A 13,807-nucleotide genomic window follows, 5' to 3' on the forward strand; every position below is an offset into this window, starting at 1 on the left:
ACATTTGAACCCGGGCTGCGGTTCATCGTTTCCCAGCTTTACTGTTTGTCTGGCAGAGCGCCATGGCAGTATAAACAGAATCGTGTAACGTACCGAAACGGTGTGTGTTGATATAAAAAACCTGCAAGACATGTGCCGACAGTGGTGCTTCGCCGCAAAATGGATTGAAAGACACCATCACTTCTTATCACGCCTATAAATTTTATAATGTTGAAATTATGAAACAGATATGTATTGAGAAACCTCTATTTCGTCCACGAATCTTTTCGGGGTGCGTCTACCCCGCTTCTCACATGAGTAAGATGCGGTGATTTTGACAATGTTGCATTTTGACCTGCATGTCGGTAGGTGAGTTCTTTTCCGCTGTAATCAAGCGTACGAATAATAGCAAGTCCCGATTCATCAGACACATTTTAAAAATTTGGCATCTGTTTGATTATTTGGTTGTTTCTAGTCGTGAAACTACAAATAAGTCAACTTATTTTTCCAGATCGAGAGTAATAAGTCCTGAAATATAAAAAACAAAAGAATTTTTTGAAAGCGCTTAATAGTAGAAAAAGCCTGAATTTTATCTGTAATATGCACTAATTAAGAAGGATTAAAGAGCATTTAGGAGTATTCACAAGGTTAAGGAGCTATAATAAAGAATATAGAGAAATGATACAGAATAAAAGAGTATATGCTGTTTGTATGGAATGTTACATAAGTGTTACGGTAATAAAGATTGCTTCATATGGAGGGAAAATATGAGTGTAGATGAGAAATCAATTAAGATAAAAGTCGAGAAAGTATCTAAAATTTTTGGGAAACAAACTAAGAAAGCAGCTCAAATGCTTGCCAACGGAAAGACAAAAAAAGAGATCCTGAAAGCGACCGGATCAACCGTTGGGGTAAATCAAGCAGATTTTGATGTGTATGATGGTGAGATATTTGTCATCATGGGTCTATCAGGGAGCGGTAAATCAACATTAGTACGGCTGCTAAACCGTTTGATTGAACCGACTGCCGGAAACATTTACATTGATGGTGACATGATAACAAATATGTCTAAAGACCAGCTCCGGGATGTCCGCCGGAAAAAAATCAGTATGGTCTTCCAAAAGTTCGCTCTGTTCCCGCACAGAACGATACTTGAAAACACGGAATACGGGCTGGAGCTTCAAGGTATAGACAAACAAGAACGTCAGCAAAAAGCGCTTGAGTCCCTTAAGCTTGTCGGACTTGAAGGATTTGAACAGCAATATCCTGACCAGCTTTCCGGCGGAATGCAGCAGCGTGTCGGCCTTGCCCGCGCGTTGACGAATGATCCGGACATCCTTCTGATGGACGAAGCGTTTAGTGCGCTCGATCCATTGATTCGTAAAGATATGCAGGATGAGCTTCTTGATCTTCACGAAAATGTCGGGAAAACAATTATCTTTATTACGCACGACTTGGACGAAGCGTTGCGGATCGGTGACAGAATTGTTCTAATGAAGGACGGTAACATTGTTCAAATCGGCACGCCTGAAGAAATCCTGATGAATCCATCTAACGAATATGTTGAGAAATTCGTCGAGGATGTTGATTTATCTAAAGTCCTCACAGCAGGCCATATTATGAAACGCGCTGAAACGGTGCGGATTGATAAAGGGCCTCGCGTAGCTTTGACACTGATGAAAAACCTTGGAATTTCTTCGATTTACGCAGTGGATAAACAAAAGAAATTGTTAGGTGTTATCTATGCGTCTGATGCGAAAAAAGCGGCTGAGTCTGATTTGTCACTTCAAGATATCTTGAATACAGAATTTACGACTGTACCAGAAGATACGTATCTGACAGAGATTTTTGATGCTGTTTCTGACGCAAATATTCCAATTGCGGTGGTAGATGAGAAGCAAAGAATGAAAGGGATTGTCGTAAAAGGCGCACTGATTGGCGCGCTTGCCGGCAATAACGAGTATATCAATGCTGAAAGCACTGACGAACAAACACAAGATCCTTCTGTACAGGAGGTGAAGTAAGATGGATAGACTGCCTAGAATACCTTTAGCAGATATCATTGACCGTTTTGTTGACTGGATTACGATGACGTTGGGCGGATTCTTCGACGGAATCTCAAACGGACTTGCCGCTTTTGTAAATGGAATTGTCAGCGGACTTGGATTTATACCATCTATTTTGTTAACGATTATTTTCGCCGCACTTGCGTGGTGGATCAGCACAAGGGGAATTGCGTTATTTACGTTGGTTGGTTTCCTCTTGATCGATTATTTAGGATATTGGGACCCAATGCTTCAAACATTGGCGCTTGTTCTGACATCGGTCATTATTTCGATTGTGGTCGGGGTTCCGATCGGAGTTTGGGCGTCCCAGAAAGAAACGGTTCGCCGTATTGTAACACCTATTCTTGATTTAATGCAGACAATGCCTGCTTTCGTATATCTATTGCCGGCGATTTTCTTCTTCAACATCGGTGTTGTGCCCGGGGTTGTAGCATCTGTTATCTTCGCGATGCCGCCGACAATCCGCATGACTGTTCTCGGCATTAAGCAAGTGCCGGCAGATCTGATTGAAGCAACTGAGGCGTTCGGTTCTACGACAGCTCAGCGTTTGTTTAAAGTTCAGCTTCCGCTTGCGACAAAAACCATTCTGGCCGGAATCAACCAAAGCATCATGCTTGCGTTATCAATGGTTGTTATCGCCGCAATGGTCGGTGCACCGGGACTTGGTTCTGAAGTATACAGTGCCGTTACACAGCTGAAAACCGGGGTCGGCGTAGAGGCCGGTATCGCCATCGTTATCGTTGCCATTACGCTGGACCGCATTACTCAAAACATTAAAGTGAAGAAGAAAAGCAGGGGGAATGCCTGATGCTTAAAAAAATCATCGGTATTGGCGTTTCCGCCATGCTGGCGCTCTCACTTGCGGCTTGCGGTTCAGAAAGCGATGAAAATGCAACCGCGGCTCAACAGGTGAATAAGACCATCATCGGAATTGACCCCGGTTCAGGGATTATGGCCCTGACCGACAAAGCGATGAAGGATTATGAGCTGAACGACTGGACATTGATTTCGGCGTCAAGCGCCGCGATGACCGCAACACTTAAAAAGTCATACGACCGTAAGAAACCGATTATCATTACAGGATGGACACCGCACTGGATGTTCTCCAGATATAAGCTGAAATATCTCGATGATCCGAAACAATCTTATGGCAGCGCAGAGGAAATCCATACGATCACACGCAAAGGCTTCAGCAAAGAACAGCCGAATGCCGCTAAGCTTCTGAGCCAGTTTAAATGGACGCAAGACGACATGGGTGAAGTCATGATCAAGGTGGAAGAAGGCGAGAAACCTGCCAAAACCGCTGCTGAGTATGTGAAGAACCACAAAGATCAAGTTGCGGAGTGGACAAAAGGCGTTCAGAAGGTGAAGGGAGACAAAATCAACCTTGCTTATGTGGCGTGGGACAGTGAGATTGCAAGTACAAACGTGGTTGGCAAAGTCTTTGAAGACTTGGGCTATGACGTAACGTTTACTCAGGTAGAGGCTGGCCCGATGTGGACCGCGATTGCGACGGGAAGCTCGGATGCATCCCTTTCCGCATGGCTGCCGAATACCCATAAAGCATACGCTGCCAAATATAAGGGCAAATATGATGATGTTGGCACCAGTATGACTGGCGTGAAGATGGGACTTGTTGTGCCTCAATATATGAAAAACGTTAACTCAATTGAAGATTTGAAGAAGTAAAGATAATGAAGGCTGCCGAGTAAATCTCGACAGCCTTCATTTTTTCCTTCAAGAAAAAAGATATAAGCGGAGCCAACAAAGAAAACCTTAAGTGAGAATGTAAAAAGGTTATGATGACTTAGTCACTTATCACTTTTTCCTAATCCAAATGGTCTTTAGGTTTTTCTTTATGATTTCTATCTTTCACTTCCGTAAATATATTATTTGCAGGTTTTTCGGATTCATTGGAGGGCTTAGAGTGATGTGATTCAATCAGCGATTTAAGCATTTGAATATCCTCTTTCGTCGCGGATTGTTTTTCGGATTTTAACATATAACCTAACTGGCCGTTCGATTCTATTGTAGCCCATTGTAAATCAGCCAAGTGCTGAATATTTTGTTGTCTCAACCTTACTTCAAGCATATCAACTGTTAAGCGCAGTTTTTTTAAATTTCTTTCATTCACTTCGCCGTTTTCGACTACTATAAGTGATTTTCCATAAATAAACGTCTCAAGGGCATCCGATTTCAAAACGATATATTCAATAAAAAGAAGCGTGAGTACCATTAAAAACGTAATCACCATTGTAATCCAAATGTTCCTGTTGCCAACAGGTTGAATAATTAATGATCCAACAGCTATCATCATGACAGTCTGAGCTACCGTAAGCTGAGAAACGGATTTTCTCCCAGCTAACCGCAAAATAAGAACTCCTCCTGCGACGACCACTATAGATTTCCATATGAAGTTGAAATCCAAAAAAACATCCCCTCTTTTCAACCAATCAATAAATTCCTGCGCTGTTTTTATTGTGGATTAAATTTTGAATTCTATTCTTTAGCGATAGTCACTAAACGGAATCTAAATGCAGCAGACTGCTTTTTTTATTTCATTATGTCTAAGGCTTTTTTTTTCTTTTCGACATTTTCAATGGTTTCTCCGTGAGCGATTTGATATAACCTGCTTTTAGGTTCATATATTTTTTGAGAAGGCCATAGTCCATGATGTCCTGAAAATAAATAACTAACGATACAAGCGACAAAAAAGTACTCTATCCCCTTTCCGTCAAACATCTCCATTGCCAATAGGAAGGCTGCTATAGGAGTATTGGCACCGCCGCAAAAAACAGCGATCACTCCTAATGCAGCGAGAAATGACATGGGTAAATCCATGAATGTGTGTAAGGTGTTCCCTAATGTTGCCCCCATAAAAAATAAAGGTATGGCCTCTCCGCCAACAAAGCCGGTTCCAAGCGTAACTGCTGTAAAAACCAGTTTGGCGAGGAAGGCAAAAGGAGGAACATCTTCTTTAAAGGATTGCTGTAGCATCTCTAATCCCCGGCCATTGTAATCTTGTGAACCTGCTATTAGCGTTAATGCCACAATGACTATTCCGCCAACAAAGGCTCTCTTCATATGATTTTTTTTGAAAAGCTTCTCCGAAAATGTTTGTATACCGTGTCTCATTTGGCAGTATAAAACACTTAATAGACTGAACATAACAGCTGCGAGAATCACTTTTATAAACGTCATAACAGATAGTTGCGGCACAAGTTGTATAATGAATTCTTCGTGTTTATGTCCCAAAGCTGCTGTTGTCATAAAGTGACCGACAAAGCTGGCCGCCAGACAAGGAACAAGTGCTTCGAATTTCAGCTTTCCTAAAGCAGCCATTTCCATCCCAAAAACAGCACCTGTTATGGGGGCTCCAAAGGCGGCGCCAAACCCGGCGCTTATGCCGCTCATGATGAACAATTTACTGTCGAATATGTTTAAACGAAAGAACCTGTTTACTGCTGCAGCGATACTTCCTCCCATTTGAACAGCCGCACCTTCTCTGCCTGTAGATCCGCCAAAAAAGACTGTTATGAAGGTTCCCAAGTAGACGATAGGTCCCATTCTCCGCGGAACGCTTTTTTTTCCATGAACCGCGTCTATCACTAGATTATTTAATTCAGCAGTATCATTTAAGGTATTATTCAAAAATACCTTTCCGTAGCTCATATAGACGTATCCTAAGACCAACCCGCCTAAAGGGAGAAGGAAAATTAACCAATCCCTTTTTTCTCGTATTTCTCCTAGATAATCGTTTGTCTCTAAAAGAAAAGTTGTTGTCGAGCCAACAATGATACCAATAATGCTTCCAAAAATAATCCATCGAACAAGAACTGAAAAAAAGTTTTTATATCTTAGTATGATTTCATTCATCCATTACCCTCATTTCACATTTCTAGCTGCATAACTTATGTAAGATTCTGATACGCTTGTTTGATTTGCTTTTGGAAATTGGTGGAGAAACGGATTTACAACCATCTAAGCTAACCGTTCGAACCTATTGTTGCCCATTGTTCAAAAATTGATGATCGAAATTTTAATGCAAAAGGAAAAGCTTCTACATGATGAGCTCTTACATAGGCAGTGGCGAATGGTGAAAACCTGGCCGAAGGCAGCAGCCAAGTCCGGGTGCAGATATCTTGTATGGCTGTGCATGCCGCAAGTGGTATCTCATATGTGAAGCGGCTTCGGTATATGCTCCTGCTTGCTCTGATTCGGTCTTAATCGGTCTTTGTGTTGAGTTGTAACTAGGGAGCGTTTTTCTATAATGCTGCCAGCCGGCTTGTACGACGGGCTTTTGAGTTATTCATTGCAGAAGCACAGGCTGTTATTGTAAGATGTAAGCCAAAGCCATTCGTAAAAGTGCGGGAGGAAGGTCATGAATAATCTGCGTAATAGACTTTCAGGCGTGAATGGGGAAAATAAGAGAGTAAAAGAAAAAGAACAAAAAATCTGGACGGAGATTGGGATGATAGCGGGAGCGTTTGCACTCCTTGATGTGATCATCCGCGGCATTATGTTTGAATTTCCGTTTAAAGAATGGGCTGCAAGCCTTGTGTTTTTGTTTGTTATGATCTTATATTACTGCATCAGGGCAGCGGCATCTGGAATGCTCCTGCCGAGAATAAACACCGAAGAACAATTGAAAAAACGGGTGAAGCAACAGCGATTAGATTCAATTGCGGTTGCTTTTGCGGTAGTGATGCTTACGATGTACGACAGGGGGATTCCCCATACATTCTTCGCTTGGCTGAAAATGATCCTTCTTTTTATCGTCTGCGGCGGCGCACTGTTTCTGCTTCGGTATGTTATTGTGAAGTGGTCTTACAGAAGAGCGGTAAAAGAAGAAATAGAGAAGAAATCATCTTAGGTGAGATGGTTTCTTTTTTTGTTTGGGAAAACGGCTCATGTTCCGGGCAGCGTTTTCTAGTTGGATAGGCACATGGATTTGAATTCACTCTACTAAGTTGTTTTGATAGAGTGATTGTGATAATTTAAAATGTAAGCGTTAACAAAATTCTCCAGTCTTCACATCAGTTTGAAAGGAGGAAGCGGAAGAATGAAGTAAGAGGGATGTTTGACTCCGCATTAAGTCTTTAATAATTAAATAAGGAGTGTCAATAATGTTTGAAAAACGATTCAAAACCTCTTTACTGCCGTTATTCGCTGGACTTTTTCTGCTGTTTCATTTGGTTCTGGGAGAACCGGCGGCTGCGAATGCTGAAACAGCGGACAAATCGAATGAGCTTACAGCGCCATCGATCAAAGACGGAACCATACTTCATGCTTGGAATTGGTCGTTCAATACGTTAAAACACAATATGAAGGATATTCATAATGCAGGATATACAGCCATTCAGACGTCTCCGATTAACCAAGTAAAGGAAGGGAACCAAGGAGACAAAAGCATGTCGAACTGGTACTGGCTGTATCAGCCGACATCGTACCAAATTGGCAACCGTTACTTAGGTACTGAACAAGAATTTAAAGAAATGTGCGCTGCTGCTGAAGAATATGGCGTAAAGGTCATTGTTGACGCAGTGATCAATCATACCACCAGTGACTATGCTGCGATTTCTAACGAGATTAAGAGTATTCCAAATTGGACACATGGAAACACACAAATTAAAAACTGGTCCGATCGATGGGATGTCACGCAGAATTCATTGCTCGGGCTGTATGATTGGAATACACAAAATACACAAGTACAGTCCTATCTGAAACGTTTCTTAGAACGAGCATTAAATGACGGCGCAGACGGATTTCGCTTTGACGCCGCCAAACATATAGAACTGCCGGATGACGGGAATTACGGCAGTCCATTTTGGCCGAATATCACAAATACATCTGCCGAGTTCCAATACGGAGAAATCCTGCAAGATAGTGCCTCCAGAGATGCTGCATATGCGAATTATATGAACGTAACAGCATCTAACTATGGACATTCCATGAGGTCTGCTTTAAGAAACCGTAATCTGAGCGTGTCGAATATTTCCCATTATGCGTCTGATGTGTCTGCGGACAAGTTAGTCACATGGGTGGAATCGCATGATACGTATGCCAATGATGAGGAAGAGTCAACATGGATGAGCGATGACGATATTCGTTTAGGCTGGGCGGTGATTGCTTCCCGCTCAGGCAGTACGCCTCTCTTCTTTTCCAGACCCGAGGGCGGCGGAAATGGGGTAAGATTCCCGGGGGAAAGCCAGATCGGCGATCGAGGGAGTGGTTTATTTGAAGATCAGGCTATCGCTGCGGTCAATACATTTCACAATGTGATGGATGGACAGCCTGAGGAGCTCTCGAATCCGAATGGTAACAATCAGATATTTATGAATCAGCGCGGCTCACATGGCCTTGTGCTGGCAAATGCAGGTTCATCTTCTGTCACCATCAATACGTCAACAAAATTACCTGATGGCAGCTATGATAATAAAGCTGGAGACGGTTCATTTCAAGTAACGAATGGTAAACTGACGGGCACGATCAATGCCAGATCTGTGGTTGTTATTTATCCTGACGATATCGCAAATGCGCCTCATGTCTTCCTTGAGAAATATAAAACAGGGGTAACACATTCTTTCAATGATCAGCTGGCGATCACCCTGCGTTCAGATACGAATACAGCAAAAGCCGTGTATCAAATCAATAATGGGCAAGAGACAGCGTTTAAGGATGGAGACCAATTAACAATCGGAAAAGGAGCTCCATTTGGCACAACATACACCATTACGTTAAAAGGAACGAACAGTGATGGTGTAACGAGGACCCAAGAATACACGTTTGTCAAAAAAGACCCGTCTTCAGCCAAGATCATCGGCTATCAAAATCCAAATCATTGGGGCCAAGTAAATGCTTATATCTATAAAGATGATGGAGGCCGCGCAATAGAGTTGACCGGATCTTGGCCGGGAAAAGCAATGACCAAGAATGCGGATGGAATTTACACGCTGACGCTTCCTGCGGATACGGATACAACGAACGCCAAAGTGATTTTTAATAATGGCAGCGCCCAAGTGCCTGGCCAAAACCAGCCTGGCTTTGATTATGTGCAAAACGGTTTATATAACAACTCTGGGTTAAGCGGTTCTCTTCCTTATTGAGGGAAGAGAAAAATCTCATAGAAACCATCATAGATGGTTTCTCAGCGTGTCGACAAACCCTCGCATTCGTTGTCAGTCCTGCGCGTTGGTGCTCACGAATTCCTACATTCGCTGTGCTCCAATGCTCGTCCTTCCTAGACTTCAAAGATTTTCAATCACGCTGAAAAGATGACAAAATGCTAAAATGAAAACCATTTTAGCATTTTGTCAACAATCTGAGAAACCATCATAGATGGTTTCTTTTTTGTTCATAAATCAGACAAATCTTTTCTCTTGCAAAAGTTTGTGAAATGTTGCACAATATAAATGTGAAATACTTCACAAATAAACACCGAAGAAAAACAACCCTTGGAAGGATGATTAATGATGAACAAACATGTAAATAAAGTAGCTTTAATCGGAGCGGGTTTTGTTGGAAGCAGTTATGCATTTGCGTTAATGAACCAAGCGATCACAGATGAGCTTGTGGTCATTGATTTAAATAAAGAAAAAGCAATGGGCGATGTAATGGATTTAAACCACGGAAAGGCGTTTGCGCCGCAACCGGTCAAAACATCTTACGGAACATATGAAGACTGCAAGGATGCTGATATTGTCTGCATCTGTGCCGGAGCAAACCAAAAACCTGGTGAGACACGCCTTGAATTAGTCGAAAAGAACTTAAAGATTTTCAAAGGAATCGTCAGTGAAGTGATGGCGAGCGGATTTGACGGCATTTTCTTAATCGCGACAAATCCGGTTGATATTCTGACTTACGCGACATGGAAATTCAGCGGCCTGCCAAAAGAGCGAGTGATCGGAAGCGGCACAACACTAGATTCTGCCAGATTCCGTTACATGCTGAGCGAATACTTTGGCGCAGCGCCTCAAAACGTGCACGCGCATATTATCGGCGAGCACGGCGACACAGAGCTTCCTGTCTGGAGCCACGCGAATATCGGCGGTATGCCGGTTAGTGAACTTGTTAAGAAAAATAATGCATATAAACAAGAGGAGCTTGACCAGATCGTAAATGACGTGAAAAACGCCGCTTACCATATCATTGAGAAAAAAGGCGCGACTTATTACGGTGTTGCGATGAGTCTTGCCCGCATTACAAAAGCCATTCTTCATAATGAAAACAGCATTTTAACTGTCAGCACATATCTGGACGGACAATACGGCACAGATGACGTGTACATCGGCGTTCCGGCTGTCGTCAACCGCGGAGGAATTGCAGGCATCACTGAGCTGAACTTAAATGAGAAAGAAAAAGAACAGTTTCTTCACAGCGCCGGCGTTCTCAAAAACATTTTAAAACCTCATTTTGCAGAACTAAAGGTCAACTAATCGCAACTATAGAGTAAAGGGCTGATTATCAATGGTTGAGCAGCTGTATGATCCGTTTGGAAACGAGTATGTGAGCGCGCTTGTGGCGCTCACTCCAATTCTCTTTTTTCTCTTGGCTTTAACTGTTTTTAAAATGAAAGGCATTCTCGCGGCATTTCTTACCTTAGCCGTCAGTTTCACCGTCTCCGTTTTGGCATTTCATATGCCGGTAGAAAAAGCGATTTCTTCCGTTTTGCTGGGAATCGGAAGCGGGCTGTGGCCGATTGGCTATATCGTCCTGATGGCGGTGTGGCTGTATAAAATCGCAGTGAAAACCGGGAAATTCACTATTATTCGTTCCAGCATTGCCGGCATTTCGCCTGACCAAAGGTTACAGCTATTATTAATTGGTTTTTGTTTTAACGCGTTTTTGGAAGGCGCGGCCGGTTTTGGTGTTCCGATTGCGATTAGTGCGGCGCTGCTTGTCGAACTTGGTTTTAAACCGTTAAAAGCGGCGGCGCTCTGCTTGATTGCGAACGCAGCCTCTGGAGCCTTTGGGGCGATTGGGATTCCTGTGATCACAGGGGCGCAGATTGGTGATTTGTCCGCTCTTGAGCTGTCACGGACATTGATGTGGACACTGCCGATGATCTCATTTTTGATTCCGTTTCTGCTTGTCTTCCTATTAGACCGAATGAAGGGAATCAAACAGACTTGGCCTGCCCTATTGGTTGTAAGCGGGCTGTATACAGCGGTTCAGACACTGACAATGGCGGTGCTCGGACCGGAATTAGCAAACATCTTGGCGGCCTTATTCAGCATGGGCGGGCTTGCGCTCTTCCTTCGCAAATGGCAGCCGAAAGAGATTTACCGGGAGGAAGGAGCCGGCGAGGCTGGAGAGAATAAGGCATACAGTACCGCTGACATTGCGAAAGCGTGGTCTCCTTTCTACATCTTAACTGCGGCGATCACAATCTGGAGCCTTCCTGCCTTCAAAGCGCTTTTTCAAGAAGGCGGACTGTTGTATCAAACAACGCTTCTTTTTAAAATGCCTTTTCTGCATCAGCAAATGATGAAAATGCCGCCGATTGCGCCATCCGCCACGCCGTTAGATGCAGTCTTTAAAGTCGATCTGCTGTCAGCTACTGGTACAGCGATTTTAGCGGCGGTCATCGTGACAGGCCTGTTCAGCAAAAATTTCTCTTGTCGGGATGCCTTTGCGTCCATGAAGGAGACAGGAAAAGAGCTGTGGGTGCCGATTATGACGATCTGCTTTGTGATGGGGTTTGCCAATCTGGCCAACTTCGCAGGGCTCAGCTCTTCAATTGGGTTAGCACTAGCGAAAACAGGAGACTTGTTCCCGTTTGTCAGTCCTGTTCTCGGCTGGATCGGCGTGTTCATTACCGGTTCTGTTGTCAGCAATAACGCTTTGTTCGGACATTTGCAGGTTGTTACCGGAGCGCAGATCGGTGCGGGTTCTGATTTGCTGTTAGCCGCAAATACGGCGGGCGGGGTGATGGCGAAACTCGTTTCTCCTCAATCCATCGCAATCGCCGCCGCAGCGGTCGGCCAGACAGGCAAGGAATCTAAACTGTTTAAGCGGACAGTGGCGTACAGCCTCATTCTGTTATTGATCATTTGTATATGGACATTTATTCTAGCAAGATTAGGAGTGTAATCAAAAAAGCAGTACATGCCAGCCATGTACTGCTTTTTGGTGTTAATTTGCTTTCTTCGCCATTTCCGCTGTTGTTTTCACTCTGGCTTTTCCCATAAACAAAATGGTAACCGCCGCGAGGATAATTGGAATCAAAGCGAGCAAAAAGATGTACGTGATACTTGATGACATCGCGTCAATGATGCGATTCAGGATCATATCAGGAATTTGGGAGCGTGTTCCCGCTTGGAAAATCTCCTGCGGATCGCCGATATTTTGCGCGGCGCCTGAGCCTGCTGAGCCTTTCATGCCGCTGAAGGCATCACTTAGCTTGTTTGTGAACACGTTTGTTTGCACCGTTCCGAAAATAGTGACGCCCAGGGTCATGCCGAATGACCGCAAAAATGAATTTGTAGAGTTGGCCGTCCCCCGAAAGCGAGGTTCAAGATCGTTCATCGATGCCGCCGGCAGCAGGGAAAAATTAAAGCCTACACCAAAGCCGGTAATCATCATAAAGACTGTCAGCCATACCCGTGCCGTCTCCGGTGTCATATTGGATAAAAGCAGCATGCCGATAAAGAAAGCCGTGACAGATATCAGCATCAAATTGCGGAAGCTTGCCTTCGTTTGGAAGATCCCGCCGATCATGCTTCCGATGACTGATCCAATCATCATCGGCGTCAAAATAAAGCCTGCGCTTGTCGCAGAGCTGCCGTAAACCGCCTGAACGAAAATCGGAATAAATACCGCTAAAATAATAAATGTGCCGCCATACAGGAAAGCGAGAATCTGCGCTGTGGCAAACAATCGGTTTTTAAACATCCAGAAAGAAATGATCGGCTCTTCCGCTTTTCTCTCCACAATAAAAAAGGCAATGAAGAAAACGGCGAACACAATAAACAAGCCAATGATCTGAATGGAATTCCAATCGTATGTTTTGCCGCCAAGCTCAAGGGCGAACATCAGGCATACAATGGATACGACCAAGGTTATCGCACCGCCCCAGTCAATTTTTTGCTTTCTGTGCTCCAGAGATTCTTTGTAGTAGCGAATAATGAAAAACAATGACAATGCGCCGATCGGCACATTGATGTAAAACACCCAGTGCCAGCTGATCGCGTCTGTAATAATCGCGCCTAACAGCGGACCAAGAACACTGGATAATCCAAATACAGCACCGAACATGCCGGACATTTTTCCGCGTTTTTCCGGCGGAAACAAATCAAAGATGATGGTAAAGGCAATTGGCAGGAGCGCGCCGCCTCCAATACCCTGAATGGCCCGGTAGATGATCAGCTGATTCATCGTCTGGGCAATCCCGCATAAAGCCGACCCGATTAAGAAAAAAATAAGTCCAAACAGGAAAAAGCGTTTTCGGCCGTACATATCGGAAAGCTTGCCGTAAATCGGCATTCCAGCCATGACTGCCACCATATAGGACGCCGTTACCCAAGCGAATTTATCGAAGCTTCCAAGATCGGCTACAATGCTGCCCATCGCGGTGGCAACAATCGTATTGTCCATCGCAGACATCAAGATGCCCAGCAGGAGACCGAGGACCACAAATTTGGTGGAAGCCTGTTTTGCTAATGTTGTGTCCATTTGTTCTACCTCCTCTTACTTTTCTATGTAAGTTCTGATATCATGATAATAGTTTGGTCATCGAATATCTCGGTCATCAAGATAAATTC

General features: G+C 43.8%; 9 protein-coding genes and 2 pseudogenes. 7 read left to right on the forward strand and 4 right to left on the reverse strand.

Features of this window, described 5'->3' with window-relative positions; translation table 11 throughout:
- Positions 1-245: 245 nt before the first annotated feature.
- Positions 246-421 (reverse strand): annotated as a pseudogene (locus V6D41_RS21575) (hypothetical protein).
- A 325-nt stretch (positions 422-746) separates the two neighbouring features.
- Here V6D41_RS21575 and opuAA point away from each other — a divergent pair.
- The 3 genes from opuAA to opuAC are packed head-to-tail and all read left to right on the forward strand — an operon-like array spanning position 747 to position 3,734.
- Complete coding sequence (gene opuAA, locus V6D41_RS17930; RefSeq protein WP_333519146.1) at positions 747-2,003, forward strand: glycine/proline betaine ABC transporter ATP-binding protein OpuAA; 1,257 nt, start codon at positions 747-749, stop codon at positions 2,001-2,003.
- A gap of 1 nt (position 2,004) precedes the next feature.
- Positions 2,005-2,853, forward strand: a complete 849-nt coding sequence (gene opuAB, locus V6D41_RS17935) for a glycine/proline betaine ABC transporter permease subunit OpuAB (protein WP_333519147.1) — start codon at positions 2,005-2,007, stop codon at positions 2,851-2,853.
- Positions 2,853-3,734: a glycine/proline betaine ABC transporter substrate-binding protein OpuAC gene (gene opuAC, locus V6D41_RS17940; RefSeq protein ID WP_148962915.1), complete on the forward strand. Its 882-nt coding sequence runs from the start codon at positions 2,853-2,855 to the stop codon at positions 3,732-3,734. Before opuAB ends, opuAC begins: the two co-directional genes overlap by 1 nt.
- A 139-nt stretch (positions 3,735-3,873) precedes the next feature.
- Here the strand turns inward: opuAC and V6D41_RS17945 are convergent, their stop codons facing one another.
- Both V6D41_RS17945 and V6D41_RS17950 read right to left on the reverse strand, forming a co-directional pair.
- Positions 3,874-4,473, reverse strand: a complete 600-nt coding sequence (locus tag V6D41_RS17945; protein WP_187441515.1) for a DUF421 domain-containing protein — start codon at positions 4,471-4,473, stop codon at positions 3,874-3,876.
- A gap of 125 nt (positions 4,474-4,598) precedes the next feature.
- Entirely contained in the window at positions 4,599-5,921 is a 1,323-nt protein-coding gene (locus V6D41_RS17950) for a chloride channel protein (protein WP_333519148.1), read from the reverse strand.
- Positions 5,922-6,426: 505 nt separating this feature from the next.
- On the opposite strand from V6D41_RS17950, the pseudogene V6D41_RS17955 reads away from it, so the two are divergent.
- The 4 genes and pseudogenes from V6D41_RS17955 to V6D41_RS17970 all read left to right on the forward strand — a co-directional run bounded on the left by V6D41_RS17955 (position 6,427) and on the right by V6D41_RS17970 (position 12,137).
- Positions 6,427-7,000 (forward strand): annotated as a pseudogene (locus V6D41_RS17955) (DUF6773 family protein).
- A gap of 171 nt (positions 7,001-7,171) precedes the next feature.
- Positions 7,172-9,151 (forward strand): alpha-amylase, encoded by a 1,980-nt coding sequence (amyE, locus tag V6D41_RS17960; protein WP_333519149.1) that lies wholly within the window; start codon positions 7,172-7,174, stop codon positions 9,149-9,151.
- Between the two features lie 363 nt (positions 9,152-9,514).
- Complete coding sequence (locus V6D41_RS17965; RefSeq protein ID WP_333519150.1) at positions 9,515-10,480, forward strand: L-lactate dehydrogenase; 966 nt, start codon at positions 9,515-9,517, stop codon at positions 10,478-10,480.
- A gap of 31 nt (positions 10,481-10,511) precedes the next feature.
- Entirely contained in the window at positions 10,512-12,137 is a 1,626-nt protein-coding gene (locus V6D41_RS17970; RefSeq protein WP_333519151.1) for an L-lactate permease, read from the forward strand.
- Between the two features lie 42 nt (positions 12,138-12,179).
- Here the strand turns inward: V6D41_RS17970 and bmr3 are convergent, their stop codons facing one another.
- On the reverse strand, positions 12,180-13,718 hold the full coding sequence (gene bmr3 / locus V6D41_RS17975; protein WP_148962922.1) for a multidrug efflux MFS transporter Bmr3: 1,539 nt from the start codon (positions 13,716-13,718) through the stop codon (positions 12,180-12,182).
- Between the last annotated feature and the right edge of the window lie 89 nt (positions 13,719-13,807).

Source organism: Bacillus sp. 0102A, from assembly GCF_036765155.1.
In the GTDB taxonomy this organism is placed as follows: Bacteria; Bacillota; Bacilli; order Bacillales; family Bacillaceae; genus Bacillus; species Bacillus subtilis_G.

Bases quoted from the DNA above. Each gene is read 5' to 3' on its own strand.
- opuAA (WP_333519146.1), top strand. From the start codon at position 747: ATGAGTGTAGATGAGAAATCAATTAAGATAAAAGTCGAGAAAGTATCT.
- opuAB (WP_333519147.1), top strand. From the start codon at position 2,005: ATGGATAGACTGCCTAGAATACCTTTAGCAGATATCATTGACCGTTTT.
- opuAC (WP_148962915.1), top strand. From the start codon at position 2,853: ATGCTTAAAAAAATCATCGGTATTGGCGTTTCCGCCATGCTGGCGCTC.
- V6D41_RS17950 (WP_333519148.1), bottom strand. From the start codon at position 5,921: ATGAATGAAATCATACTAAGATATAAAAACTTTTTTTCAGTTCTTGTT.
- amyE (WP_333519149.1), top strand. From the start codon at position 7,172: ATGTTTGAAAAACGATTCAAAACCTCTTTACTGCCGTTATTCGCTGGA.
- V6D41_RS17965 (WP_333519150.1), top strand. From the start codon at position 9,515: ATGATGAACAAACATGTAAATAAAGTAGCTTTAATCGGAGCGGGTTTT.
- V6D41_RS17970 (WP_333519151.1), top strand. From the start codon at position 10,512: ATGGTTGAGCAGCTGTATGATCCGTTTGGAAACGAGTATGTGAGCGCG.
- bmr3 (WP_148962922.1), bottom strand. From the start codon at position 13,718: ATGGACACAACATTAGCAAAACAGGCTTCCACCAAATTTGTGGTCCTC.